The sequence below is a fragment of the Streptomyces cacaoi genome (assembly GCF_006539165.1).
GTDB classification, from domain to species: Bacteria; Actinomycetota; Actinomycetes; order Streptomycetales; family Streptomycetaceae; genus Streptomyces; species Streptomyces cacaoi.
The window spans coordinates 1-26,901 of sequence record NZ_BJMM01000065.1 but is presented as its reverse complement, the minus strand read 5'-3'; the positions used below and the strand labels follow the sequence as shown (position 1 = coordinate 26,901).

Below are 26,901 nucleotides of genomic sequence, written 5' to 3'. Positions count from 1 at the left end.
ACAACAGCGCGCCAACCAGACGAACCCAAAAAGGCACGCCACAACGAAACCCAAACAAAAGGGGACAAGGGGCGAAGCCCCGACCTCAGCCACGAGGGCGGGACCCCAATTACCCCTCGCTGACAGCCGCCTGCGGCCGAATGGGCAACTTGTTGACGGGCCGCCCACTGGCAGCCCGCACGGCCCCCGCCACCGCCGCAGGCGCAGTCACCACAGGCACAGTGGAAACCGCCTTGGCCCCGAACGGCGCCACGACATCCCGCTCCTCGACGAGCTTGACGATCCGGATGTCCGGCGCGTCCAGCGCCGTCGGCAGCGCGTACGCGGTGAAGTCCGGATGCCGTACGACGCCCTTGGCGACCCGCAGATGCTCGGTGAGCGCCGTCCCGACGCCCTGGGTGACCCCCGCTTCGATCCGGGCCCGCAGCTGCCGCGGGTTGAGGACGCGCCCGACGTCCTGCGCGAGCGCGATCTCGACGACCCGCACGGAGCCGAGTTCGATGTCGACATCGACGACGGCCCGCACGGCGGCGAAGGCCATACCGACGAAGGCGTCGCCCTGGCCGGATTCGTCGAGCGGCTCGGTCGGGTGGGGGCGGCACTGGGCCGTGGCCCACAGTTCCTTGCCTTCGAGCGCCTCGGCGACTGTCGTCGACAGGACACCGTCATAGGAGGTGATCTTGCCGTCGGCGATGGTGAGCAGCTCGGTGGACATCCCGAACTTCGCGGCGAGCGGCTGGAGAAGCTGGGTGCGCACCATCTTCGCCGCCCGTTCGACGGCACCGCCGGACACCCAGGTGTGCCGGCCGCGCCCACCGGCGCCGGACGGCGGCTGGTCGGTGTCGACGGAGGCGACGTGCACCTCCTCGATGCCCAGCGTCTCCTGCACGATCTGCCGGGCGAGCGTGTCGAAGCCCTGCCCGGCCTCGACGGCCGCGCACATCACCGTGGCGACGGGCCCGCTCACCTTCACGGTGGCGGTGGAGACCTCGTCGGTGCCCTCGGCGCCGAGCAGATGCACCATGCCGAGCGCGTACCCGACCCCGCGCCGCACGGCGGACGGTTCGCCCGCGCCGCCCGGCCCGCCGGGGAGCAGCCAGTCGGCCTCCGGGGTGTCCTTGGGCAGCGGCGGCAGCGGCTCCTCCCGTACGGCGGTGAGGAGTTCGGCGACCGGCGCCGGGCAGGTCACGGTCTGGCCGGTGGGCAGCAGATCGCCGGTGGCCATGACGTTGCGCAGGCGCAGCTCGGCGGGGTCGATGCCCAGCCGCTCGGCGAGCTTGTCCATCTGGCCCTCGTAGGCCGCGCACACCTGCATCGCGCCTTCGCCGCGCACATGCCCGGAGGGCGGGTTGTTGGTGCGCACGACCCAGCCGTCGATCACGGCGTGCGGCACGACGTAGGGGCCGCAGGCGAAGGAGACGGCGGCGGCCAGCGCGTCGGACGAGGTGTCGGCGTAGGCGCCGCCGTCGAGCAGGATCTGCGCCTCGACCTTGACGAGCCGTCCCTCGCCGTCGGCGTGGTGCCGGTAGCGCAGCAGCGTCGGGTGCCGGTGCGCGTGGCCGAGGAAGGACTCCTCACGGGTCAGCGCGATCTTGACGGGGCAGCCCGTGCGCATCGCGAGCAGGCCCAACGGCACCTGGAGCGCCGCGTCTTCGCGGTCGCCCATGGCCCCGGGCACACCCGTCACGACGATCTTGACGCTCTCCGGCGGCAGACCGAAGCAGGCGGCGGCCAGATCGCGGTCGGTGTGCGGGTCGGTGGAGGCGGTGTAGATCTCGACGCCGCCGTCCGGCCGGGGCACGGCCAGCGCCGCCTCGGCGCCGATGGGCGCCGGGTCCTGGCGGCCCACCCGGTACAGGCCCTCGACGACGACGTCGCCGGTGACGTCCGGGTCGCCGTAGCGCAGCGGGATGTGCCGCAGCAGATTGCCGTCCGGGTGCAGCGGTTCGGCCTCGAAGGACTTCTCCGGGTCGGTGACGGGCTCCAGCACCTCGTACTCGACGGCGATGGCCGCGGCGGCCAGCCGTGCGGCGTCCGGATGGTCGGCGGCGACGGCGGCGATGGGCTCGCCGTAGTACCGCACCACGTCCCGTGCGAAGGCGGGCTGGTCGGCGACCTTCCGGCCGTGCGCCTGGTCCCCCGGCACGTCGGCCGCGGTGACGACGGCGCGCACGCCGGGCATCGCGGCGGCCTGCTCGGTGTCGATGGAGACGATCCGCGCGTGCGGGTGCGGTGAACGGTGCACCGCCGCCCACAACAGGCCCTCCGCCCACAGGTCGGCGGCGTACGGGAACGTGCCCTGGGCCTTGGGGTAGGCGTCGGTGGGGAGCACGGAGGCGCCGAGCCCGTGCGGTTCGGGCTCGCCCCGTGCGCCGGAGGGCAGCCGGGTGCCGTCCGGGGGCGTCGCCGTCGCGGTGCCGGAGTGGCCGCCGCGGCCGTCAGCCGTGTCCGTCATGCCGCCGCCTTCCTGTCCGTGACCTCTCCGTACCCGGCGCCGAAGCGGCGCGTGCCTTCGCCGTCCGGGCTCCTCGTCGCCTGCTGTGTGCGGGGCGCTTCCCGGTGCGCGCGGGCGGCGCGCCCGGGGCTCCCGGCGCTTCCGGCATATCCGGCGGGCCTCACGCGTCCCGCTCCGGATTGCGTGCCTGCTGCGGGATCTGCGCCCCGTAGGAGACGCCGTCGCCGTGCGTGCCGTCGTCCTGGGCGTCGTAGCCGTCCTGCCGGGCCGCACGGGAGCGGCCCCTGTGGTGGTCGCCGGGACGGAAGACGCCCAACTGCTGGGTGTCCGCCGGGTCCGGCGTGGGCTCGTAGGCCGCACCGCCGTCCGGCGCGGCCCCGTACGCCGCACCGCCGTACTCGCCGCTGCCGTAGCCCTCGCCACCGCCGTACCCGTCGGCCGGGTACCCGGCGTGCCCGGCGCCCGGGCCGTACTCGCCGCCGCCGTAGCCGTTCGCGGCGTACTCGCCCGCGCCGAACTCCTGCTGCCCGTACGCCCCGGGGACGTGCTCGCCCGGACCGCCGTGGCCGTACCCGGCGCCGCCGTACGTCTCACCGTGGCAGCCCGGCGCGTACGCCTCGTGGCCCTGCGGGTGTCCCCCGGCCGTTTCGGGGCTCTCGCCCCACGGGGCCGCGCCGGCGGGCGCCGCCTCGGGGGCCCCGGGGCCGTGGCCCGGTTCGGCGGACGGCGCCTCGTCCTCCCGCCGGTCGGCCGACTCGGCCTCGGCCGCCTCCCGTTCGGCCCGCGCCGCACGGTCCTCGACGACGTGCCGGACCGCGTCCAGCACGCCCCGGTATCCCGAGCAGCGGCACAGGTTCCCGCTGATGGCCTGGCGGGTCTCCAGCTCGCTGGGGGCGTGGTTGCCCTCCAGCAGATCGTGGACGGTCATCGCGAGCCCCGGCACACAGAAACCGCACTGCACGGAGCCGCTCTCGGCCAGTGCGCACTGCACGTCGGAGGGCACGCCGTTCGTCGCCAGCCCCTCGACGGTGCGCACCTCGCTGCCCGCCGTCGTCGCGGCCGGCACCAGGCAGGCGGCCACCAGTCGCCCGTCCACCTGGACCGAGCAGGCGCCGCACTCGCCCTGCGAACAGCCGTCCTTGGCACCGGCCAGGCCGAGCCGCTCCCGCAGCACGTACAGCAGCGACTCCCCGATCCATGCGCCCGTCACGGGCCGGTCGACGCCGTTGACGTGCAGGACGTAGGAGACGAGCGGGTGTTCGTCCTGCGGAACCGGCGCGGGCTCGTCCTCGCCGTCCTCCGCGAACTCGCCCTCGGCTCCGTCTTCGTGGTCTCCCTGGTCTTCCTGGTCTTCCCGGTCTTCCCGGTCTTCCTGCTCCTGCCCGGGACCGGACCGCTGCTCGCCGTCGGCCTCGCGGCCGAGCTCCCGATCGTGTTCCTGTTCCTGTTCCCGGTCGTCGTCGTGCCCGCGTCCGTACTCGTCGCCGGACCCGTGCGCGCGCTCGGCCCCGCCCTCGCGCCCGGCCGCGTCCGGTGCCGGGCCGGACGGTTCCTCCGCGGCGGGCGACTGCTCACGGGCCGCGCCGTCCGACGTGTCCTCCGCGTCCGGGGAGCCTTCCGCGGCCCCGTCCGACGCTGCGTCCGCCACGCCCTCCGGGACGTCTGCCGCCGCGCCTTCCGCTGCTTCCGTCGCGCCTTCCGGTGCGGGGGACTCCTGTTCGGCCGGGGCGTGCTCGGCGGCGCCCGGCCCGGCGGCGGGCTCGGACGGGCCGACCGGCCCCGACGTGCCCTGGGACGTGAGCCGTTCGACGAGGGAGCCGACGTCGAAGGAGGGCGCGGCCTCCGGGGCGGACGGTGCCGCCGGGCCGTCCTGACCCGCCGGTTCACCCTCCTGCGCGGCACCGGCGGCACCCACCGCGTCCGACTGCCCCGACTGCCCCGACTGCCCCGACTGCCCCGACTGCCCCTGGGGAGCGTCCTGTTCGGGTCCCCCGGCCTGTGCCGGAGTCACGGAAGCGCCGGGTGAGGCGTTCGGCTCGTCCCCCGGTCCGGCCGGACCGGGCACGGGCGCGGCGCCGGGCAGCGGTGCGGAGCCCGGACCGGCGTGCTGGGGGGCGCCGGTGTCCGCGGGAACGCCGGGGGCCGCGCCTTCCGCGGCCCCGGGACGAGCGGTCGATGCGGCCTCCGGGCCCGGCACGGCGAACGGCAGCGGACCGGCGGGGGTTCCGGCGGGTCCGGCGGCATCGTCCGGGTACGCCGTGCCCTGCGGGGCCCCGGCGAATCCGGGCATCGCACCGGGCTGCTGCGGCGGCAACGGCCCCGGCCCGGCCCCCTGCTCGGCCCCGGCACCGGGCACGGGTGCACCGCCTTGAACGGGCGTGCCGTGCGCGGGAGTTCCGTGCGGGGACGTGCCGTGTGCGGGAGTTCCGTGCGCGGGCGTGCCGTGCGGCGAAGTCTCCTGCCCGGGCAGCCCTTGGTCCGGGAGACCCTGCCCGGGCGGCTCCTGGTCCGGGAGCGCCTGGCCGGGCAGCCCCTGCACGGGAGTTCCCTGCGCGGGCGTGCCGTGCGCAGGAGTTCCGTGCGCGGGAGTTCCGTGCGGCGGGGTCCCCTGCGCGGGCAGACCCTCGATCGGCATGCCGTGGCCGGGCAGCCCCTGCGGGGGCACCTCCTGGGCAGGCGTCCGCTGTACGGGCGTCCCCTGCACGGGAGTTGTGCCCGGCGGGGAGCCCGGCAGCGGTGTGCCGTGCGGGGGCGGCACCGGCCGGGCGGAGGGCCCGGCGTCCGGGCGCGCGGGGGCGGGGCCGTCCGAGGAGGTCCCGGGGTTGTCGGGAGCGCCGGGGCCGCCGGGGACGTCGATCCCACCGGGACCGCCAAGACCGCCGGGACCGCCGGGACCGCCGGGACCGCCGTGTCCGCCGGGCTGACCGGCACCATCGGGTCCGCCGGGCCCCTCGGGGCCGCCGAGGCCACCGGGGGCACCGGGACCGCCGAGCTGACCGCCGGAGGCGCCGGAGGCACCGGGTTCGCCGACGGGCGTACCCGCTGCGGGAGTTCCGGCACCGGGCACACCCGCCGCGGGCGTGCCGTGTGCCGGGGTCCCGTGCCCGGGTGCGGCCGTCGTCGGGGTGCCGTGCGGGGGTGTCGTGCCCGGGTGTGCCGGGGTGGCGGGGGGCGTCGCGGCGCCGGGCGGCGGGGAGGCGGGCCGGGGCACGCCGGTGCCGAGCGGCCGGCGCTGGGTGCGTGCCTCGTGGGAACCGGCCAGCGCGGCGGCGGCGCCCCGGCCCGACGGCCCGGCGCCGGGGCCGGTGCCGCCCGGCCGTGGCCCCCGGTCGCCCGGGGCCGGTTCCGGTGCGGGCCCGCCGGGGGCCGGCGGGCCGGTGGTCTCCTCGGCGCGTACCGGCGCGTCCGTGTGCCCGGGCGTCGCGAACGGCATGACCCACTGTCCGGCGGTCGCCGGGTCGCCGCCGGCCGCCGGTACGGCCGGGTCGGGGCCGGGCGCCTGCCCGGACGGGTCGAACGTCGGCGGGGTGTAGCCGCCCTGGCCGGTGCCGGGCGCGGCCAGCGGGATCTCGTCGGGCAGGCCGCCCGCGGGCAGCTGGACGAACGCGGTGGCGTCCGCGTCGTACTCGCCGCCGCCCCAACTGCGCGGCACGTGCTGCCCGTACGGCTGGGCGTACGGGTCGTGCGTGCCGTACGGCGCGGCGCCGGGCGCGTTCCCGTTCTCGCCCTGCACGGCCGGGCCGTGGGCGTCGTCGGGGTGGCCGGTGCCCTCGTGCGGGTCGCCGTTGTCGTAGCGCGGAGGTGTGCCGGTCATGCGAGAGCCCTCCCGAGTCCCCGGCGGGCCAGTGTCGCCACGGTGCGCCGCAGGTGCAGCGCCGCGGCCGGAAGCGGAGGCGGGGGCGACGTGGTGCCGTCCGGTCCCTCCTCGGGGACGGGGTCGGGGATGCACGCCATGGCGACGTACTCGCCGAAGGCGTGCAGCGCCTCCGGCGCGAGGCCCCGTTCGCCGTCCCAGTCGATGAGCGAGGCGATCCAGTTCTCGGCCTCCAGCGGGCGCAGCGGCATCGGCGCGACGGCACCGACCGCGCAGCGCACCCCGCGCCGCACCGGGTCGAGCACGACGGCGACGGAGGCCAGCGCGCGGCTGGGGCCCGTCCGGCTGGTGGCCTTGAGGAAGGACTGCGGTGCGTGCAGCAGCGGCACCCGGACGTGGGCGACGATCTCGCCGGGGCGCAACATGTCCATTCCGGCGAGGAGATGGCTCACCGGGAGTTCGCGGCGGGCGCCCGCGGGGCCCGCGATGGACAAGGTGGCCTCCAGCGCGGCGAGCACGGGCAGCGCGTCGCCGGTGGGTGCGGCGCTGACGATGTTGCCGCCGAGCGTGCCCGCGTTGCGCACCTGCGGCGGCCCGGCGGAGCGGGCGGCGGCGGCGAGGGCGGGGATGAGCGCGGCGAAGTCGGGGCGGCCGATGCGGGCGTGGGTGAGTCCGGCGCCGAGGACGGCGTGCCCGTCCTGGTAGGACCAGCCGCGGATCTCGCTGATGCGGCCGAGGCCGACGAGGGCCGCGGGGCGCAGTTGCCCGGCGTTGACGTCGGCCATGAGGTCGGTGCCGCCGGCGACCGGGACGGCGGCGGGCACCGCGGTGAGCGCCGCGGTCGCCTCGTCGAGCGTGGTCGGCAGCATGACAGACGCCCCAGCCTGCGTGTTGTGCGGTGCATGCTGTACGTGCGTGCTCAACCTAGCTGCCCCTTCCCCGACTCCCGGGCTCCCGGCTGCACTGCCGTACGGTACGTGCTCACAGCCCGGACGAGGCAACTCTGGCACATCTCGGCGGACGCTCGACACGAGGGTCCGGGAAGGACGGATCCGTCGCTTCCGCGGCGTGTGTTGGGCTCTGCGGCGCTGCATGGCCCTTCGTCGTACTGCGCAGTGGAACGTCCGCTTCGCACCGGTTGCTGCCCGTACCGGGCTGCCCGCGACCGGCTCTCGGACGCCCGGACGCGGGGGTTCGCCCGCGCCGTCCGGGGCGATACGGGCGCCGGGGCGGGCCCGGATGCCCGTCCGCCGTGCGTACTGCCGTTCCCGGCCGTTCGCGCCCGTTCTCCGTGCCCGGGTGCGCGTTCCCTGCTGTCCGCTCCCGGCCGTTCTGCCCGGGTGCTGCCTGCCTCGGACGCCGCTTGTCCGGGTGCTTCTTGTCCAGGTGTTCGGATGCGAGGACGCCGGAACGTCGCCGTCCGGTTCCCGCGCCGGGGAACCGGACGGCGACGGCGCTCAGTCGGCGGGCGGGGCGCCGTCCAGGGGGCGGCCGGGGATCCCGGGCCGCTGCTGCCAGGGGCGGGGGCCGCCCGGCGGCCGGTACTCGACGCCCAGCGCGTCGAGCCGGGCCAGATGGGCCGCGCCCAACCGCCGTTCGAAGTCGGCGAACTCGGTGGAGTCGGTGGAGTCGGTGCAGTCGTGGGAATCGGCGGAACCGAGGGAGTCGGCTGAGTCGGCTGAAACGGCGTCGCCTGCGGGGGCGACGGGGCCGCCGGTGCCGGTCGGGCCGTCCCCGGCGGGAACGGGAGCGTCCGGGGCGGCGTCGTCCCGCGCGGAGGCGTTCTCGGTGTGCGCTCCCCCGGCCCCCTCCGGGCGCGTCCAGGCCAGCTCCGCGAAGGCGGCCAGCCGCGGGAAGACCTGGTAGTCGAGGCGCTGCTGGCTCTCGGTGCACTCCGTCCACATGTTGGCCTGGAGGCCGAGCACATGGCGGGCGTGCGCGGTGCCGGCCAGTTGCCGCGGTACCGGGTCGAAGCCGTACACGTCGCGCAGCTCGGAGACGTGACCGAGCGGCACCGGTTCGTCCGGGCCGGGGGCCTGGCGTCGGTCGAGGTAGAGCGTGTGCTCGGGGCAGAGCACGACGTCGTGCCCGGCCCGGGCCGCCGCGACGCCTCCCGCGAGGCCCCGCCAGGAGGAGACCACCGCGCCCGGGGTGAGCCCGCTGCGGCCGGAGTCGGCCTCCAGGGTGCCGCCCTCCAGGATCTCGTCCCAGCCGATCATGCGCCGACCGCGCTCGGCCAGCCAGCGGTCGAAGTGGCGCACCATCCAGGACTGGAGGGCGTCCTCGTCCCGGAGCCCCTCGGTGGCGATCCGGGCCTGGGCGACGGCCGAGGCGCGCCACTGCTCCTTGGGCGTCTCGTCGCCGCCGATGTGGACGAACGGCGACGGGAACACCTCCAGCACCTCCTCCAGGACGTGCTCGTAGAAGCGGAGCGTGTCGTCGGTGGGCGAGAGGAGGTAGGGGCTCACGCCCCAGTCCGTCCACACCCGCACGGCGTCCGTGTCGACGGCGTCGCTGGTGCCCAGCTCCGGGTAGGCGGCGATCGCGGCCTGGGAGTGGCCGGGCAGTTCGATCTCCGGGACGACCGTGATGTGCCGCTCGGCGGCGTACGCCACGATCTCCCGCAGATCGTCCTGCGTGTAGTAGCCGCCGTGCGGGCGCTCGTCCCACAGCGGCGAGGCCCGGTGCCCGACGCGGGTGCGCGGGCGCCAGGCGCCGACCTCGGTGAGCCGCGGGTAGCGGCGGATCTCCATCCGCCAGCCCTGGTCGTCGGTGAGATGGAAGTGCAGGACGTTGAGCTTGTGCACGGCCATCAGGTCCAGCATCCGCAGCACGCCGTCCTTGGGCAGGAAGTGCCGGGCGACGTCCAGCATCATGCCGCGCCAGCCGAACCTCGGCGCGTCCCGGACCCGGGCCGGCGTGAGCCGCCAGCCGTCCGCCGGGGCCGCGCGGCGCAGCGCCCGCGGCGGTAGCGCCTGGCGCAGGGTCGCGGCGCCACGGAACACCCCGGCGGCGCCGCCGCCTTCGACGAGGACCCGCCCGGCCGCCACGTCCAGCCGGTACGCCTCCTCCCCCTCGGCCTCGGCCAGCGCGGGATCGGTGCGCAGCTCGACGGTGGAGCCCGCGGCCTGCCCGGGCACGTCCCGGGCGGCTTCGCCCGGTTCCGCGAAGGGCAGCGCCGGCAGCCCGCGCAGCCACCGCGCGACGCCCGCCGTCCCCGGACGCGCGACCAGCACGGTGCGCTCGTCCCAGACGAAGGGTGCGCCCTCGCGCTCCGTCACGGTCCGGGGGCGCGGGACGAGGTCCGACCAACTCACCGGGTGCTCCTCTCGTTTGGCGGGCCGCCGGGCGGCGGCCCGTCGCTGTCGCGGCGCGGACGCCGCACGCCGCCGGGCGGCGGGATCAGTCCTTCACGGCCCCGCCCAGCCCCGAGACCAGCCGGCGGTGCACGGCGACGAAGAAGACCAGCACGGGCAGCGTCATCACCGTGGAGGCCGCCATGACGCCGCCCCAGTCGGGTGTCTCGGCGTCGAAGAAGACCAGCAGGGCCATGGGCAGCGTGGAGTTCTCGGTGGCGCTGATGATGAAGGACTTCGCGAACAGGAAGTCGTTCCAGGTGGAGATGAAGGAGAACACGCTGGTGGCGATGAGCCCCGGCAGGACGAGGGGGAAGAGGATCTGCCACAGGAACCGGGTCCTGCTCGCCCCGTCGATGAACGCCTGTTCCTCCAGCGCCTCGGGCACGGCCTTGACGAAGCCGCGCAGCATCCAGATCGCGAACGGCAGCGAGAACGCCAGGTGCGGCAGCATCAGCGACAGCAGGGAGTTGAGCGCGCCGAGGTCCCGCATGAGGAAGAACATCGGGATGGTCAGCGCCTCGACGGGCACCATCTGCGCGGCGAGGAAGAGCACGAGCAGCGTCGTGCGCAGCCGGAACCGGAAGCGGGTGACGGCCGTCGCCGCGAGGAAGGCGATCAGCGCGGAGACGACGACCACGGCCAGCGCCACGACGAGGCTGTTGAGGAAGTAGCGCCCGAACTCCTGCTGTTCGAAGACGCGCCGGAAGGAGTCGAGCGAGGGCGAGAGCGTCCACGGCACGGGGCGCTCCGAGCGCACCTCGCCCGCCGGTTTGAACGCCGACAGCACCATCCAGTACAGCGGGAACGCCACCACGACGGCGATCAGCACCGCGGCGCACTCGGCGGCCGTTCGGCCGGGCTTGCGCAGCCACCGCCGCGGCGCCCCGGCCCGCCGCGTGGCCCCCGGCGGCGGCACCGCCGCGGGCGTCGGCGCCGCCGTCACAGCTGTTCCCCGTTCCGGCGCAGCAACTTCAGGTACACCAGCGTGACTCCCAGCAGGATCACCAGCATGACGATGCCGATCGCCGAGCCGAGGCTGTACTCGGAGGAGGCGAACGCCTTCTGGTACGCGTACACGTTCAGTACGAGGTTCTGGCCGGCGATGCCGCCGCCGTCCGTCATCACATAGATCTGCGTGAAGACCTTGAAGTCCCAGATGATCGACTGGATGGTGACGACGATCAGGATGGGCCGCAGCATCGGCGCCAGCACACTGCGCCAGATGCGCCACGCCCCCGCCCCGTCGAGCTGCGCGGCCTCCACGACCTCGGCGGGCACGGCCCGGATCCCGGCGTAGACCGTGACCATCACCAGCGGGAACGAGCACCAGACGACCTCCATGAGGACGAGCGCGAACGCGCTGTACTTCCCGTACGTCCAGGAGAAGTCGCCCAGCCCGAGCAGCTTGTCGACCGGTCCGAAGTCCGGGTCGAACAGGAACATCCACACCGTCGAGCCGGTGATCGCAGGCGTCGCCCAGGCCCCGAGCGCGGCCAGCATCAGCACCAGGCGCGGCACGGCCCGCACCCGGGTCAGCAGCACGGCGAGGGCGCAGCCGACGGCCAGGGTGCCCAGCACACAGGCCGCGGCGAACAGCACGGTGGCCAGCAGCACCGACCAGAACTGTGCGTCGCCGAACAGCGCGGTGTAGTTGTCGATCCCCCGGAAGCTCGTCGGCTCGCCACCGCTGACCTGGGCCTGGGTGTACTCCAGGAAGGAGATCAGGCCGAGCTGGTAGATGGGGTAGACGAGCAGCCCGCCCAGCACGACGAGCGCGGGCGCGAGATAGAGCCAGGGGGTCCAGCGGCCCTGGAGCCGGCGCGGCCCGGTGCGCGGTGCGCCCGTTCGCGGGCGCGGGCGCGGGTCCGCGGGCGGGGGCGGCGCCGGACCGACGGTGGGGGCGGGCGCGCTCACTTCGCGAACGCCTCGTCCATCTTCCCGGCCGCGTCCCGGGCCGCGCCGTCGACGCCCTGCTTGCCGCTGACGATCTGCTGGAACATGCCGGGCAGCACCTGCGAGGCGTCGATCTCGCCCCAGGCCGGGCTGGTGGGCACGAACTCCGTCCCGGCGTCGAGGGTTTCGACGAAGGGCTTCACGAACGGCTCCTTGCGCGCGGCCTCCTTCCGGGTGTCGGTGAAGGTCGGCAGGAAGCCCATGGCGTCGAACAGCTGCGCCTGGGTGCGCTTGCCCGCCAGCTCCTTCATCAGCGCCACCGCGAGCGAGCGGTGCGAGGAGCTCTTGAGCACGCCGATGTTGTTGCCCCCGGCGAACGCGGGCGCGATCTCGCCCTTCTCCGTGCCCGGCAGCGGAACCACCGCGTAGTCGCCCTTGACCTTGCCGTCCTCCATGGCCTGCCGGTTGAAGTCACCGCCGACGACCATGCCGGCCTTGCCGCCGGCGAAGGCTTCCACGACGTCGTTGCCGGTCATCTGGGCGCACTTGCCCGCCGGGCAGTTGTCGTCCCCGAACAGCTCGGTGTAGGCCCGGATGCCCTTCTTGGCCGCGGCGGTGTCCAGGGCCGACGCGAAGCCCTCGCCCTTCTTGCGGGCCAGTTCGCCGCCGTGCGCCCACAGATAGGGCATCGCGCCGTAGGTGTAGGAGCCGCCGACGGCGATGCCGTACATGTCCTTGTGCGCGGCGCGGACCTTGTGGGCCGCGTCGGCCACCTCGTCCAGGGTGCGGGGCGGCTCGATGTCCAGTTCCTCGAACACGTCCGTGCGGTAGTACAGGGCACGCACCCCGACGAACAGCGGCGCGCCGTACTGCTTCCCCTCGACGCTCACCGACCGGCGGGCCGTGGGGTCGATGTCCTTCGCCGCGTCCCAGGACTTCAGGTCCTTGCTGACGTCCGCCAGGCCCCCGTCGGCGACATAGCCCGCGGTGTCGGTGTTGCCGTACTCGATCACGTCGGGTGCCGAGCCGGGGTCGTTGAACGCCCCCTTGATCTTCTCCGCCCGGCTGTCGACCGGGATGTACTGGACGTCGACGCCGACCCCGTCGTGCTTCTTCTCGAACCGGTCGACGACGTCCCGGACGACCTTCTCCTTCGGCTTGTTGCCGACCTCCCGGAAGAGCCAGACCCGCAGGGTGCCGCTCCGGTCGTCCTTGCCACCGCCGCCTTCCGAGGTGGACGGCGCACACCCGGCCGCCGCCACCCCGGCCATCCCCAGCGCGACCACCGAGGCCGCCACCCGTACCGACATCCTCATGCCGAGAACCCCCAAAGCCGGGCGTTGCACGCTGTGCAACGAGAGTTTCGTCCTGCACAACTTTCAACTTCCGCAGGAGGCTACGAGCAGCGCGCCCACTCGGCAATAGGTCTCGACCAATCCGTGATGCACGGCGCCGCCCACCAAGTCGGCCGCCCCGCAGGCCCGTTGACCGCGCGCACGCCCCGCACCGGCCGGACGCCCCCGGCCACCGGGAAACCGCGCACACACCCGAAGGCCATGGACGCCGCCCCGGCACCTCTCCTAGGGTGGCCCGCCACGTACGGCACCGCCCCCGTTCCCGGCCGGCCACCACGTACGCGGACGACCACCGCGTACGGCCGCACCGGCGCGGACGACCGCACACGCGTCGGCGGCAGGCGAGCCCCCGGGCAGCGGAACGCCACAGACGGCGGGGACGGCACGGACGACGAGGGCAGCGAGTACGACGAGGGCGACGGGTACGACGAGTACGCCAAGGACGACGAGAACGACGAGAACGACGAGAACGACGAGGAACGGAACGACGGGGGAAGACGTGCGCAGCACACGAGGACGGTTCGGACTGATCGGCGCGGCGGCCGTGCTCGGCGCCACCGCGCTCGCGGGCACCGCCTGCGGCCCGCAGGACGGCGCCGACGACCGCGCGGGCGGGAAACCCGACCGCCCCGACAGCGAGGACGTCTCCCGGCCGCCCGGCTGGCACCCGTGGCAGACGTCCTTCACCGGCGGCGACCGCGACGCCTCCCCCAGCGAGGGCGAGGAGAACACCTGCACCACCGCGGACGCCGACGCCTCCCGGCTGCGCTGCACCGGCACCGGCTTCCGCGGCGAACTGCTCGACACCCGCGACGGCAGCCACCGCCCGCACCAACGCACCGGCTCCTACGGCGACTTCGCCCACACCGACGGCCTGGTCCTCACCTCGGACCCCGACGGCTGGTCCGGCCGGATCCGGGCCCTCGACGAGCGCACCGGCGAGGAACGCTGGCACCACAAGGCCGCCGGGGCGGTCCTCACCGCCGACGGCGTCGTCACCTCCGAACAGACCGCACAGCACTGGAAACCCGGCCAGGACCACGACGAGGAACCGCCCTCGACCGACCCCGGCGGCGACCTCATCACCCGGGACCCGAAGAGCGGCGCCGAACGCTGGCGGGCGCACACCCCGAAGGGCGCCTGGTGCTCCCCGCTCGACGCGGGCAAGCGGACCCTCGTCGCCTGCACCGCCGAGGAGACGGCGACACAGCCGGTCACCCTCTACCGGCTCACCGACGGCGACGCACCCGACGAGCGCCGGCTGCACCGGCTCGCCACCGTCCACGCGGGCACCCACCAGGGCGGCGCCCAGCCCCAGCTCCTCGGCACCGACCGCGGCGCGCTCGTCTTCCTGCCCACCGGTGAAAAACCCGCCTGGAACGGCGGCACCCAGCGGTACCGCACCCTCCTGCGGGTCGACACCCGCACCGGCGAGAAGACCACGGCACGGCTCCCCGACGACCTGCCCACCGGCCACCGGGCCCATCTCGCCGGCGGGGACCTGCACTTCCGCAAGAAATCCGGCGGAAAGACACAGCTGATCGCCGTCGACGCCCGCACCGGCAAGGAACGCTGGAGGACGAAGACCGCACTGCGCCAGCTCTCCGCCCCGGAAGCCTCGACGAAGCTGGGTGAGCTGTACTTCGCCGACCACGCCGGCCGCGTCCTCGCCCTGGACCGCGCCACCGGCGCCGAACGCTGGCGCATCTCCACCCCGCGGGCCGAGGACGGCGGCACCGACACCCGCGAACTGGGCGCCCCCTCCTCGGTCTCCCGCGCCCGCGACATCCTGGTCGTCTCAGCCGGCAACACCGTCTACACAGCCGACCCCTCCTCCCCCGACAAGAAACCCACCCACCACACGGCAAACCTGAACAACAACAGCTGAACGACCACCGGCCCGAGGCCCCACCGGACACACGGCCGCACCAGCCGCTCAGCAGTACGGACGCTGCCCCGTCAGCGACGCCGCGACCCGCTGGAAGACCCCGAACAGCCGGAACAACCGCACCACGTCGCCGGTCACTTCGACGGTCCTGTCGTCTCGCCGGGACACCCCGGGGATGCCCATCAGCTGCTCGGCGACGGAAGCGGACTGCCAACGCACGGCCAGGGCCGTGTGCGCGGCCCGGGGCCTGTTCCCGCCGTCCCCGGCGCGGGCGAGCACCGTGCGCACCCCCTCCTCAGCTGCCTCGGCGATGGCCGCGTGCGCGACGGCCACCGGCAGCAGTTCGGCGGCGAACCGGTCCCGCGCGTACTTCACGACCGCCGTGCGGACGGGTGGTTCGGCGTCCGCCGCCCATGCCCGCGCCTCCGCGCAGGCCACGTCGTCACCGGAGAGCATGGCGACCGGAGCGCCGAGCGCCGCCGCCGTGGCGTGTGCGAAACCGATCTCCCCGACCGGCCGCCCGTCCAGCCACATGTCCTCGATCTCGTGGCCGAAATAGCTGTGGCTGAGTACACCGAGCTGCCCGGCCCTGGCGTGGTAGCCCACGCACAGCGTGGCCGCGTGCCGCTCGTCGAGCCCCTCCAGCATGCCCATCGGCTTGGGCCGGCCGCGCACCAGGGCAGCGGCCGGGTGGAGTTGGTCGACGAGGAGATTGCGCATCGCACTGTGTGCGTCGTTGACGAGGACCCGGGTGGCGCCGCCGGCCAGCGCTCCGCCCACGGCGGCGTTGACGTCCTGCGTCATCATCGCCCGGCCCCGCTCGTAGTCGCGCCCGTCCGCCTGGACGTCATCGGCGTCGACCAGTCCCGTGATCCCCTCCATGTCCGCGCTGATGTAGACCCGGACCTCCATGCCCACCACCCGTCCTCGGAGATTCCCGCTCAGCCTCTCATCCGGCCCGCCGGATCGAACCGGTGCTCGTGCGGGGTGGGTTCGCGGCGGACGCGTGGGTGCCGGGCCGCCCGGACGCCGCCCGGTGGAGGGGTGTGCCGGGCGGGGTCCGGGTGGGGGTGGCCCCTGGTGGAGGGGGCGGTCAGTGGGTGCGGGTTGCCGGGTCGGTGATGCCCGGGGCGCCGGTCTCCACGTGGCCCGCGAAGCGGCGCAGCCAGGAGTCGTCGGTGTCGGTGGTCACCGACAGGTCGTACCAGCGCTTGGTCTCGCGCAGGCGCACCGTGCGCACCACCCGCGCGCCCGCCCGCACCGTGTGCGTCTCCTCGGCGCCGCCGTAGGCGTTGGCGACCGTCAGATGGCAGTCCTCGGTGCCCGGGTTCGTCATGGTCAGCTCGACGTCGCCGCTGGAGCCGAGGTGGCGGAGCGCGACCTCCGGGCCCGCCGTGCCGCCCGGGCCCCGGAAGGTGCCCAGCAGGCCGTTCGGGCCGTGCACCGTCAGGTCGTAGGCGCCGTCCGAGTAGGCCGTGTTCCAGGTGTCCGACAGCTGCTTGCCGGCCTCGGTGGTGTACGACCACGGGCCGTCCGTCCGGTTCGCCGACGTCACCAGGAAGAAGGCACCGGCCTTGTCGCCGCCGCCGAAGGTGAGCGTGAACTTCCCGTCGTCGGCGGCGAGTTCGCCGTCGACGAGCGGCGCGTACGGCAGGGGACGCGTCGGCCGGGAGCCCTTCTCCTGTGCGGGGAGCACCGGTTCGGCCGGGGGCTGGGGCACATAGCTGTCGTGGCGCTCGTGGTCCGGCGGCTCGTAGGCGTCCGTCGAGGGCAGGGACACCGGGTCCGTGTCCTTGAGGCCGAAGTCGAACGCCGAGGTCAGATCGCCGCAGATGGCGCGCCGCCAGGGCGAGATGTGCGGCTCGTGCACACCGAACCGGCGTTCCATGAACCGCAGGATCGAGGTGTGGTCGAACAGCTCCGAGCAGACGTAACCGCCGGTGCTCCAGGGGGAGACGACCAGCATGGGCACCCGCTGTCCCAGGCCGTAGGGGCCGGGCTCGTACCCCGACAGACCGCCCTCGTAGCGGTCGAGCGAGGTGTCGACGGTGGAGCGGCCCTGTGCGTCGGAGGCCGGCGGATAGGGCGGGACGACGTGGTCGAAGTAGCCGTCGTTCTCGTCGTAGGTGATGAACAGCGCCGTCTTCGCCCACACGTCCGGGTTCGAGGTGAGCGCGTCCAGCACCTGCGAGACGTACCAGGCGCCGTAGTTCGCGGGGAAGTTGGGGTGCTCGGTGAACGCTTCGGGCGAGGCGATCCAGGAGATCTGCGGCAGCCTGTCCGCCTTCACATCCGCCGTGAGGATGTCGAAGAAGCCGTCGCCCTTCTTGGCGTTCGTGCCGGTGCGTGCCTTGTCGTAGAGCGGTTCGCCGGGCCGGGAGTTCTGGTACTGGTTGAACCACATCAGCGAGTTGTCGCCGTAGTTGCCCCGGTAGGCGTCCTCGATCCAGCCCCAGCCGCCGTCCTTGTCCAGGCCGTCGCCGATGTCCTGGTAGATCTTCCAGGAGATGCCGGCCTTCTCCAGCCGCTCCGGGTACGTCGTCCAGTCGTATCCGGCCTCCTCGTTGCCGAGGACGGGGCCGCCGCCCTTGCCGTCGTTGCCCGCGTGCCCCGTCCACATGTAGTAGCGGTTCGGGTCGGTGGCGCCGATCATCGAGCAGTGGTACGCGTCGCAGATGGTGAAGGCGTCGGCCAGCGCGTAGTGGAACGGGATGTCCTCGCGCTGGAGGTACGCCATCGTGCCGGGCCCCTTGGCGGGGATCCACCGGTCGTACCGGCCCTCGTTCCAGGCTTCGTGGCCGCCGGCCCAGTCGTGGTTGAGCCCCGCGATGAACTGGAGGCCCAGGTTGTCCGCGTCGGGGTGGTAGGGCAGCACGTCCTTGCCGCCGTCCGACTGGTGCCACACCGTCTTCTTGCCGGTGGGCGCGGCGGGACGCGGATCGCCGAAGCCGCGGACGCCGTTGAGCGACCCGAAGTAGTGGTCGAAGGACCGGTTCTCCTGCATCAGCACGACGATGTGCTCGACGTCGTCGAGAGTGCCGGAGCGCCGGGCCGCGGGGATGGCGGCGGCCCGCGCGATGCTGCTGGAGAGGGCCGAGAAGCCGGCGGTGGCTCCGGCGATCTGGAGGAACCGGCGGCGGTTGAGTTCTGGCATGTGTCTGCTGACCTCGCAGGGGGTGTGTGCGGAAACACCGGGCCCGGCGAGTCTCCCAAGAACACCCGCCTCCTGGGAACCACCTGTATGAACAAGTTACCAACTCCCCGGGAACGCACGCTCGACTTCGGACGGCCATGACCAGCACCGACGTGGCGCCGGACGGCTCCAACGGCCCCGTATCGACGCCCGGTTGAGCGCACCGGGGCGCGGGCGGTGGCCGCCGCGGCGCGGAGGCGTCCGACCGTGGGGGGTGGGGTGGGGCGCCGCCGGAGGACGGACGGCGCACACCTGGAAGGCGGACGGCGCGCACGCGGAAGGCGGACGGCGCGCGGCGGGGAGAGCGGGCGGCGGGACAGCGGGCGGCGCATGTCAGAAGGGCGGACGGCGCGCGGTGGAGGGCGGGTGGCGCGCGTCCGCCCGCGGTGGGCGTCCGGGCGTGCCCGATCGCCTCCCGTGCACCGGCGCGCCCGGTGACCGCGCCCGCCCGGGCGGGGTTGAGCGGCACGAACCCCGCGGCCCAGTCCGCCGGGCCGTTCCGGCGCCCACGAGGAGCTCCCATGTCCGCACCTCTCGCCCCGCAGCAGAACACCGGCGGCACGCCGGCCTCCGCCACCCTCACGATCGGCGTCGTGGCCGCCCGCACCGGACGGCTCGCCACCCTCGGCGACCCCCTGGCCCATGTGACCGGCCTGCTGCGCCCCGCACTGACCCGCCTGGTCAACTCCGGCCGCACACACCCCGTCCGCATCGTCGCCCGCGACAGCCGTTCGACCGCCGAGGGCGGCCGGCGGGCGGTGCACGAGCTGGTGCACGTCGAGGGCGCCCACGTCGTCGTCACCCTGGCCGGCACCCAGGTGCTGCCGGCCGTCGCGGACGCCTGCGAGGAGGCCGGCACGGCCTGCGTGTCCAGCACCTTCCCCTGGCAGGTCTACTACTACGGCCGCGGCGCCGCCGACGCCGCCGACGCCGACGACGCCGTCTCCGGGCCGGCGTTCCGCTCGACCTTCCACTTCTGCTGGGGTCTGGACGACATCGCGGAGGTCTTCGCCGACCTGTGGGAACTGGCGGGCGGCCCCGCCCGGACCGTCGGCTGCCTGTGGAACGACGGCCCGCAGGGCAACTGGTCCCGGCACGAACGGCACGGCTTCGCACCCGCCGCCCGCGCCCGCGGCCACCGCCTCGTCGACCCCGGCGGCTACCGCGAACCCGGCACGGCCCCCACAGCGGACCACACGGCAGACCGCACGCCGGAACGCACGGCAGACCACGAAACGGACCGCACAGCGGACCTCCCCGCGGACCTCACCGCAGACCTCACCGCCTACGCCGACGCCTTCGACGAGGCCGGCGCCGACATCGTCACCAGCGCCGCCACCGCCCGCGACCTGGCCGCCTACCGCGCCCTCGCCGCCGAACGCGGCCGCCACCCCCGCCTGATCACCTGCTCCCGCTGGCTCGCCTACCCGCCGTCCGTCGCCGCCGTGCCCGCGTACGGCCCCGCTGACCGGCCCGCCCAGGCGGACGTCGCGACCCTCGTCTACTGGACGCCGTTCCACCCCTACCGCTCGTCGCTCGACGGCACGACCGCCGCCGAACTGGCCGAGTCCTACGAGCAGTCGACGGGCCGGCAGTGGCTCCAGCCCCTCGGTCTGGCCTACGCGCTCTTCGAGGTCGCCGCCCACGCCCTGCGCACCGCCGCCGACCCCACCGACCGCGCCGCCGTCGCCAAGGCCATCGCCCGCACCCGGCTGGACACCGTCGCCGGTCCCCTCGGCTGGACGACGGGCCCCGTCCCCAACGTCGCCACCCTCCGCCTGGCCGGCGGCCAATGGCAGCCCACCCACCGCTCCCACCACGCCTACGACCTGGCCATCCTGACCAACCGCACCGTGCCCCACCTCCCCCTCACAGCCGACCTGCGCCCCACGGGGTGAACTTTCCGCCGGAACCTCGCACTCGACTCCCGTCCCGCACCGGCCGGCCGATTCAGGTACGTCCTGCGCCCGTTGGGCCCGGACCGTTCGGTGACGCCTCCAGGTGCCCGGGCAGACCCCCCGGCCGGAAACCCTCAGCTCAGTGGGTCCGGGCCGAGAAGGAGGGTGTAGGCCGTGGGGAGGAAGGGGTCGGTGCGGTGGTAGCGGCGGGTGGTGTGGGCGGCGACGGCCACGTCCGTGCCGGGGCAGAAGCCGAGGAAGGTCTGCTGGCCGCTGGTGGCGCCGCAGTGGAAGTACGCCGGGCCGTGCTCGGTGGGGTGCTGGAACCAGGTGAGGGTGTGGGTGTGCCGGTGGCCGAGGCCGCGCCGCAGCAGGGGGGCGCGCACGGCGTGCAGGGCTTCGGCGAGCGGTGTGCGTTCCGGGTGGAGGTGCGCCTCCAGGAAGGTGAGGGCGTCCGCCGGGGTGGTCCGGACGCCCCCGGCCGGTGCGAAGCCGCCGATACGGAGCGGGGGGACGGGGGTGACGCCGTCGGCGCGGTGTCCGACCGCGTCGGCGGCGTCACCGGCACGGGCCGGGCCGGCGTCGGAGAAGTCGGGCGGGGGCGCCGGGGTGAGGGCGGTGCCGCCCAGGGCGAGGGGGGCCAGGATCCGTTCGTGCAGCAGCGTCTCCCAGGGGGTGCGGGTGGCCGCGGCGAGGGCGTGACCGAGCACGGAGACACCGAAGTTGGAGTAGTGCCAGCGGGTGCCGGGGCGCCGGCGGACGCGCCGTCCGGTGCGGGCGGTCTCCCGCCGGACGAAGGCGTCCACGACGTGCGCCGCCGGGTAGCCGGCGAACGGGTTCGTCGACCAGCGGGGCAGCGCCTGCCGGTAGAAGTCCCGTGGCAGGGCCGGAAGTCGCGAGGTGTGGGTGACGAGGTGCAGCAGGGTGACGGGGGCGTCGGGTACGGCGGCGCCGGGGGCGAGGCAGGCCAGTGCGGGGGTGCCGCGGCCGACCGTCCCGTCCAGCGTCAGGGCGGCCAGCAGCAGACCGGTGTAGGGCTTGCTCGCGGAGCCCGCCTCGTAGCGCAGCCGGGCACGCTCCACGGCGGGCGGCGGCGCGGTACCGCCGCTGCGGATCGCCCGCCGCCCGCCGACGGAGGCGGCGAAGACGACGTGCGGGGCCTCGACGGCGTGCACGGCGGCGTCCAGCCGGTCGTCGAGCGCGGAGCCGCCGGAGTCACCGGAGGCGCGGGAGCCGCCGGGGCCGCCGGACGCGTCGGATCCGCGGGGGCCGGTGGTGTGCGCGGCGGTGCCCCGGCCCGCGGTGGGCGCGGGGGTGGTCATACGGGCGTCTCCGCCAGGTGGTGGAAGGCGCGGGAGGTGGCCAGTACGGAGGCGAAGGCGGCGACCACCGTGGAGTGGTACACGGTGTCGAAGACGTCGTCGAACGTGCCCTCGGGCATCTCGCGGACGGCCGGCATCGCCCCGTCCGGCTGCTGTGCGGCGGCGAAGCCGTTCCAGGCGGCCTCGTCCAGGGTCGGGGACGGCAGACAGGCGTCGACGACGAGCAGTTCGCCGAGCAGGTCCCAGCGCCGCAGATCCAGCCAGTCGTCCAGCCAGACCGGGAGCCAGGTGGCCAGATAGTCCGCGGTCCCCGCCGGGAGCCCGGCGGGGTTCTCGCCCCAGTCGGTGAGGTGGAAGACGGTGTGGGTGATGTCGTAGCCGATGTTGCCCTCGACGGTCCAGGGCTCGGGCCGGCGGGCCAGCCAGGTGCGGGGGAACGCCTCGTCGGGCGGTGCGCTGGGCGTCAGCCCGAACTTCCGCTCGGATCTGCTCAGTCCGAGGCGGCGTACGGGCAGCACCTCCAGCGCGGCCCAGCTGGTCAGCCGGTGGTTGAGATGGACGGCGCGCTCGATGGCCGGGTCCTGGTAGCCCATTTCCATGAACGGCAGATACACCTCGAACGGCACCGGGGAGAGGGGCTCGCGCTGCTGGCCCAGCTCCAGCATCCGCCCGCCGTCGAGGGTTTCGCGCCACAGGTGGTCGATGAGCCGACGGGCCAACTCGGCCTGCCGGGAGCCGGCGACGCCCTCGCGGAAGAGAATGCGGGCGATCGCCGCCACCTCACCGATCGGCTTGAATCGCTGCTGGAAGCCGATCTCGGGATCGGCCTCGGTCTCCAGCCGGAAGCCGTCGCGGTGTGCCCACAGCCATTCCATGGCGCGCAGGCCGACGTTGTGGATCAGCGCGGTGTCCGCGCGGGGCGGCGCCCCCGCGTCCGGGCGGACCTCGGCGACCGGCCCGGCGCCGGCCGCCGTTCCGGGACCGCGACCGGGGCCGGGGCCGGGGCCGGGGCCGCCGGTGGTGGTGCTGTCGGTCATCGGTGCCCTCCGGGTCCGGGTGAGGACGGCGTACGGACGGTGCCGGCCGCCGGTGGCCGGCCGCCACCGCCGCCGCTCAGACGGGAGACGGCCAGGGTGGCGGCGAACGCGGCCACCAGCGTCGGGTGGTAGCAGTGGACGAAGTCCCGTGGCAGCGGCTCCCGTCGGCGTCCGGGACCGATCTCCACCAGCCCGCCGTCGGCGTCCTGCGCGTCGGCCATCCGCTCCCACGCCTCCTCCGTCGGTGCGGCGGGCGGCGGAGCGGGCAGACAGGCGGAGACGGCGAGCAGTTCGGCGCCCAGGTCCCACTGTTCGTCCTCCAGGCAGCCGTCGAGCCAGGCCGGGAGCCAGGTCTCCAGGTAGCCCGCGAGCCCGGCGGGCACCCGGCCCGGGCTCAGACCCCAGTCGCTGAGATGGAAGACGACATGGGTGAGCCCGTAGCCCGCCGCGCGTTCGAACGTCCACGGCTCGGGCCGGCCGCCCGTCCAGGTGCGCCGCAGCGCCTCCTCCTGGGAGGTGTGCGGGGGGATGCCCAGCCGCCGCTCGGCGTTGACGAGCCCGAGCCGCCGGGTCGGGTTCTGTTCCGTGTTCCGCCAGCCGCGGGTCCTGGCCACCACACCGGCCGCGTGCTCGTAGCCGGGGTGCCGGCGGCCGGTCGCCGTGAACGCGCCGTAGATCTCCATCGGGTACGTGGCGAACGGTTCGGCACGCTGCAACTCGGCGAACAGCTCTCCCTCGTCCGTCTCCTGCCAGGCGAACTCCAGCAGTTCGGCGGCGGCCGCACGGGCGGCCGAGCCGGGTGGGCTGTGCGCCTCGATCGCCACGCACAGCTGGGTCAGCTCGCCCAGCGGCTTCAGCGTGAAGTCGACGTTGCTGTCGTACCGCAGCACGTCCGAGGGCAGCCGGAACCATTCGCGGTGGCCGAGCACCCACTCCAGCGTGGTGTCGGCCATGCGCCGGGCGTGCGGGGCGGGGGACGGCGACGGCGGGGCGGAGGACGCCGGCCCGGCCGGAGCCGGGGCCGCGCCCGGGGCCCGGGACGGATCCGGCTGCCCCCTGCCCGACGGCCGGGCCGGACCCGTGTCCACCGGTTCCGCACCCACGGGGTCCGCGTCGACGGAGGCCGCCTCAACGCGGTCCGCGCCCGCCGGAACGGCGGGAGCGGAAGTCACAGCGGGAGCGGCCGGGGTGGCGGAAGTGGCCGGGGTGTCCGGGTCCCCGGTGCGGGCGGTTCTCCTCATACGGGCGCTCCCGCGCGCATCAGCCGCGCCGCCCCCACGTGCAGCGCGACCCGGGCGTCGGACCCGCCCATGTGCTGGACGAACTCCAGGCCGGACTCCAGTCCGAGCGTGTCGGGCACGCCGTCGACGAGGGCCAGCCAGCGGCCGGCGGCGGCTGCCTGGAGCCAGTCCCGCCGGCGTACGGCGCGGACGAATCCGCGGGCGAGGTCCACCGGACGCCCGTGTGCGACGCGGGCGACACCCGAGTCGGTGCCGGGCACCGCGAGGGCCGCGAGGACGGCCAGCTGGTGGGTGAGCCGCTGCCAGGGTGCCTCGGTCAGCCAGGTCACGTCCGGTTCCGCCGGCCCGGCGCCGGCCGGGCCGATCCCCGCCACCGGCTGTTCCCCGGCCATCCCCCGCCGTTCCCGCTCCATCTCGTCCGTGCGCCCGGCGGGACGGCCGCCCGGCCCGGGGCCGGTCTCCGTGCCGGGGGCGGTCTCCGTGCCGGGGCCGATCTCCGTGCCGGGGGCGAGGGTCTCCTCCAGCCGGTGGAGCGCCTGCGTCATGGCCCAGTGGCTCCACACGGTCACCACGGAGGAGGTGGCGTCGGGCGGAAAGGCGCGGACCGCGTTGTGGAGTGCGGTCACATCGGCCTGCTGCGGCCTGCGCCGGAACAGGGTGCTGGGCAGCAGCAGGTCCGCGCCCAGTACCCGCACGGCCGCGAGCCCCAGATCGTCTCCGGCGAACTGCCCGGCCTCCCCGCAGACAGCGGGCGAGTGGCCCCCGCCCCGGAGGGCGGAGACCACTTCGGAAGCCAGATCGTGCACGGCACCCGCGAGGCGGGTGGAAGCACTCGACTTCTCCATGTCCGTCGCGTCAGCCCTTCTTCGGGCGGGGCGTCGGAGGCGCCAGGAGAAGCGCACCGCCGCCGCCGATAATGGCCAGCGCCGCGCACTCCCTGGAGTCGCGGAACGTGCCGTCCGCTTCGGCCGGGTTGACGGCGGCTTCGACGTCGAGGTCCAGGTCGTATTCGACATCCCGCGCGGTGTGCTCGGTAGACATGGGTTTGTCCCCTTTCGGTGGGAATGTTCCGACGTAACTCAGTGGAACCCACCCCGGGGGGACTCGCAAACGGAGGACAGGCCACGGGCGCCCGGTCGGCCCACCCGCCGGGGCGGGCCGACCGCCCGCACGGGCCACCGCGCCCGCACGGGCCACCGCGCCCGGCAGGCCGAGGCGTCGGCACGGCCACCCGGCACCCGGCACCCGAGGCCGGCGCACCGGCTCGGGACACGGCGCCCCGTCAGCCCACCTGGCAGCCCAGGTCGCTGGCGTGCAGCGAGGCGGGGACGACAGGCAGCCGGACCGTCCCGGAAGGCTCGGGATCCGCGTACAGGTGGTCGAGGAACCGGCGGTCCCAGCGGCTCTCGTCCTCGCCGGGGTACCTGCTCAACTTCCGCCTGCCGCGCGGGACATCGCACGGCAGCAGCTCGGCCGTGCCCCGCGCGACGACCTGCCGGGCCGGGCCGCTCACCAGGTCGCACTCGTCGACGACCGGCGCCGCCCGCGGGTCCTCGGCCACCCGGCCGTACAGCCGGGCCGCTGGTCGCGGGGCGTGCGTCAGCGGCCCGGCGGGGGAACGCGTCGACGTCGAGAGCGCGGAGAGCCATCGGCGCACTCCCGCCCCGCCGCGCCACCGGGTACACGGCCCGAGTCGGACGGGCCGGGACGGGACGGCCAACCCGGGCCAGACGACGGGCCGTTGACGTCCGGCAGGCTGCGGCCCCCGGGGGGGGCAGGGCAGCGCCGGCACCGGGTACGGGGGCGAGGACACGCCCGGCACCGGGCGCGGGGCAAGGACACACTCGGCACCGGGCGCGGGACGAGGGCGTGCACGCACCCGCTACCCCTCGCGGACCCGCGCCCACTCCTCCGCCCTCTCCTGATCCCGCTCCCGGCGGCGCAACCTGCGGCGCAGCGGGTTGCGTTCGCGCTGTTCACGGGTCTGCCGGTCCAGCTCCTCCCAGAGGCGCTCGGAGCGCTTCTCCACGTCCAGCTCGTCCAGGATGCGGTCGACCTCCGCGAGCAGCGCCCCGTGCAGCTGCCACTGCCGCGGGTGCCGCTGGACGCCGCCGAGCAGTTGCTGCGCCACGTGCTCCCGGCTGGCACGGCTGGCCTCCAGCTCGCTGACGAGCTGCTCCTCGGCCGTTTCGGCGCTGTGGCTCACCTGCGTCGTGATCAGCACGGCGAAGTTCTCGACGGCGCGCGCCATATGGGTGAACAGGTCGTGCAGCCCGTCGGCGGTCTCCGGCGGGAAGAGCGGTTCGTCGATGCGCTCCTTGGCGAGGTCGGTGAGCGTGCGGCAGGTGGTGCGCAGGACGACGGCGGCGATCTCCAGGGTGTCGAGGCCGGTGCGCAGGACGACCCGGGAGAGCGTCGCCTCCCGCACCCGCGGGTTGAGCCGGAGGCTGTCCTCGGCACGGCGCAGCTCGACGTCCACGCTGACGATGTCCTGGTCCAGCTTCCGCGCCTGGTGCAGCAGCTGGGCGGCCTCGACGACGGTGGTGTGCCCGCGGACCTCGTCGCCGAGCGCGAGCAGCAGCCGCCGCATCCGGGTGGCGAGATCGATGACGGCCTCGCTGGCCGGCTGCACCCACACCGGCGGGACGAACAGCACGTTGAACGCGAGACCGACGACGGCGCCGATCAGGGTCTCCAGGACCCGGTCCCAGGCCATGGCCGCGACCTGGGTCACCCCCAGCACGAGCATGGCGCTGATCGCCGTCTCCGGCACGAACTCTCCGGCCTTGACGAACCGGCCGATGACGAGGGCGGCGAGGATGACGATGCCGAGGCTCCACCAGGTCAGCCCGACGAGCATGCTGAAGCCGGAGGCGATGAGCACACCGGCGACGACCGCGTTGACGCGGCGCATACCGGTCTTCAGCGTCGTGTAGAGCGTCACCTGGGTGACCAGCAGGGCCGTCAGCGGCGCGGTCAGCGGCGCCGGCTCCTTGCTGAGCTGGAGCGCGACGGCGTAGGCGATGACGGCGGCGACGGTGGACCGCGCCGTCTGCGCGACCACGGGTTCCCGGCGCCGGCGGACGAGGTTCAACAGGGGATCGGTGACTTCACGCACCTGTCGTCCCTCCCCGTTTTCACCCCGGGACCGGCAGCGGTCCCGCCCCGAGGAACCCACCCGGGTGACAACCGGCCGACGCCCGGCCGCCCGGACCCGCAGAGCCGGGCCGTCCGGCACACGGCCCGCACCGCGCGTCACCGCACGGACGCCGTCGGCCGGACCGGCGTACAACAGCGCGGCGCGGGGCCGCAGTTGCGGCGCGGCGGGGACGGGCGGAAGCGGCCGGGCGTACGGAGCGGCGCGCGCGGAACGGCCGGGCGCACAGTGGAGCCGGGTGCGGAGTGCCCCGGGCGTGGGGCAGCGGCGGGGGCGCGAGGGCAGGAGC

General features: G+C 74.8%; 17 protein-coding genes and 1 pseudogene. 2 read left to right on the top strand and 16 right to left on the bottom strand.

Annotation, left to right across the window (positions count from 1 at the left end):
* Window positions 1-109: 109 nt before the first annotated feature.
* The 7 genes and pseudogenes from SCA03_RS31600 to SCA03_RS31565 form a co-directional block, all read right to left on the bottom strand.
* Entirely contained in the window at window positions 110-2,455 is a 2,346-nt protein-coding gene (locus SCA03_RS31600; protein WP_170297964.1) for a xanthine dehydrogenase family protein molybdopterin-binding subunit, read from the bottom strand.
* Window positions 2,456-3,200: 745 nt separating this feature from the next.
* Window positions 3,201-3,722 (bottom strand): annotated as a pseudogene (locus SCA03_RS37415) ((2Fe-2S)-binding protein); the annotation flags it as partial.
* 2,543 nt (window positions 3,723-6,265) lie between these two features.
* Window positions 6,266-7,138 (bottom strand): FAD binding domain-containing protein, encoded by an 873-nt coding sequence (locus SCA03_RS31585; protein WP_051846273.1) that lies wholly within the window; start codon window positions 7,136-7,138, stop codon window positions 6,266-6,268.
* 588 nt (window positions 7,139-7,726) lie between these two features.
* On the bottom strand, window positions 7,727-9,586 hold the full coding sequence (locus tag SCA03_RS31580; RefSeq protein WP_141275793.1) for a beta-N-acetylhexosaminidase: 1,860 nt from the start codon (window positions 9,584-9,586) through the stop codon (window positions 7,727-7,729).
* Between the two features lie 85 nt (window positions 9,587-9,671).
* Window positions 9,672-10,544 (bottom strand): carbohydrate ABC transporter permease, encoded by an 873-nt coding sequence (locus tag SCA03_RS31575; protein ID WP_371864025.1) that lies wholly within the window; start codon window positions 10,542-10,544, stop codon window positions 9,672-9,674.
* 23 nt (window positions 10,545-10,567) lie between these two features.
* The gene (locus SCA03_RS31570; protein WP_030890922.1) at window positions 10,568-11,542 is read right to left on the bottom strand and encodes a carbohydrate ABC transporter permease; all 975 of its coding nucleotides are present in this window, start codon (window positions 11,540-11,542) and stop codon (window positions 10,568-10,570) included.
* A complete protein-coding gene (locus SCA03_RS31565) occupies window positions 11,539-12,837 on the bottom strand; it encodes an extracellular solute-binding protein (protein ID WP_141275792.1) in 1,299 nt (432 codons plus the stop codon). Before SCA03_RS31565 ends, SCA03_RS31570 begins: the two co-directional genes overlap by 4 nt.
* A 538-nt stretch (window positions 12,838-13,375) precedes the next feature.
* Here SCA03_RS31565 and SCA03_RS31560 point away from each other — a divergent pair.
* Complete coding sequence (locus SCA03_RS31560; protein WP_086818154.1) at window positions 13,376-14,764, top strand: outer membrane protein assembly factor BamB family protein; 1,389 nt, start codon at window positions 13,376-13,378, stop codon at window positions 14,762-14,764.
* A 48-nt stretch (window positions 14,765-14,812) separates the two neighbouring features.
* Here the strand turns inward: SCA03_RS31560 and SCA03_RS31555 are convergent, their stop codons facing one another.
* Together SCA03_RS31555 and SCA03_RS31550 are read right to left on the bottom strand one after the other, a co-directional pair.
* Window positions 14,813-15,676, bottom strand: coding sequence for a M55 family metallopeptidase (locus tag SCA03_RS31555; protein WP_030890927.1), 864 nt, complete (start codon window positions 15,674-15,676; stop codon window positions 14,813-14,815).
* A 181-nt stretch (window positions 15,677-15,857) separates the two neighbouring features.
* Window positions 15,858-17,918 carry a phosphocholine-specific phospholipase C gene (locus tag SCA03_RS31550; RefSeq protein WP_030889406.1) on the bottom strand — a complete coding sequence of 687 codons (2,061 nt, stop codon included), beginning with the start codon at window positions 17,916-17,918 and terminating at the stop codon, window positions 15,858-15,860.
* A gap of 560 nt (window positions 17,919-18,478) precedes the next feature.
* On the opposite strand from SCA03_RS31550, the gene SCA03_RS31545 reads away from it, so the two are divergent.
* Complete coding sequence (locus SCA03_RS31545; RefSeq protein ID WP_086818143.1) at window positions 18,479-19,855, top strand: ABC transporter substrate-binding protein; 1,377 nt, start codon at window positions 18,479-18,481, stop codon at window positions 19,853-19,855.
* Between the two features lie 134 nt (window positions 19,856-19,989).
* Here the strand turns inward: SCA03_RS31545 and SCA03_RS31540 are convergent, their stop codons facing one another.
* The 7 genes from SCA03_RS31540 to SCA03_RS31510 form a co-directional block, all read right to left on the bottom strand.
* Window positions 19,990-21,177 carry a serine hydrolase domain-containing protein gene (locus tag SCA03_RS31540; RefSeq protein WP_141275791.1) on the bottom strand — a complete coding sequence of 396 codons (1,188 nt, stop codon included), beginning with the start codon at window positions 21,175-21,177 and terminating at the stop codon, window positions 19,990-19,992.
* Window positions 21,174-22,052: a DUF6895 family protein gene (locus SCA03_RS31535; RefSeq protein WP_086818383.1), complete on the bottom strand. Its 879-nt coding sequence runs from the start codon at window positions 22,050-22,052 to the stop codon at window positions 21,174-21,176. Before SCA03_RS31535 ends, SCA03_RS31540 begins: the two co-directional genes overlap by 4 nt.
* A 158-nt stretch (window positions 22,053-22,210) precedes the next feature.
* Window positions 22,211-23,167 carry a DUF6895 family protein gene (locus tag SCA03_RS31530; RefSeq protein WP_174864517.1) on the bottom strand — a complete coding sequence of 319 codons (957 nt, stop codon included), beginning with the start codon at window positions 23,165-23,167 and terminating at the stop codon, window positions 22,211-22,213.
* 284 nt (window positions 23,168-23,451) lie between these two features.
* Window positions 23,452-24,300, bottom strand: coding sequence for a hypothetical protein (locus SCA03_RS36605; RefSeq protein WP_230989038.1), 849 nt, complete (start codon window positions 24,298-24,300; stop codon window positions 23,452-23,454).
* A gap of 10 nt (window positions 24,301-24,310) precedes the next feature.
* Window positions 24,311-24,496, bottom strand: a complete 186-nt coding sequence (locus SCA03_RS31520) for a hypothetical protein (protein ID WP_086818382.1) — start codon at window positions 24,494-24,496, stop codon at window positions 24,311-24,313.
* A 241-nt stretch (window positions 24,497-24,737) separates the two neighbouring features.
* Window positions 24,738-25,112 carry a pyridoxamine 5'-phosphate oxidase family protein gene (locus tag SCA03_RS31515; RefSeq protein WP_230989037.1) on the bottom strand — a complete coding sequence of 125 codons (375 nt, stop codon included), beginning with the start codon at window positions 25,110-25,112 and terminating at the stop codon, window positions 24,738-24,740.
* 225 nt (window positions 25,113-25,337) lie between these two features.
* Complete coding sequence (locus SCA03_RS31510) at window positions 25,338-26,573, bottom strand: FUSC family protein (RefSeq protein ID WP_086818381.1); 1,236 nt, start codon at window positions 26,571-26,573, stop codon at window positions 25,338-25,340.
* Window positions 26,574-26,901 lie beyond the last annotated feature (328 nt).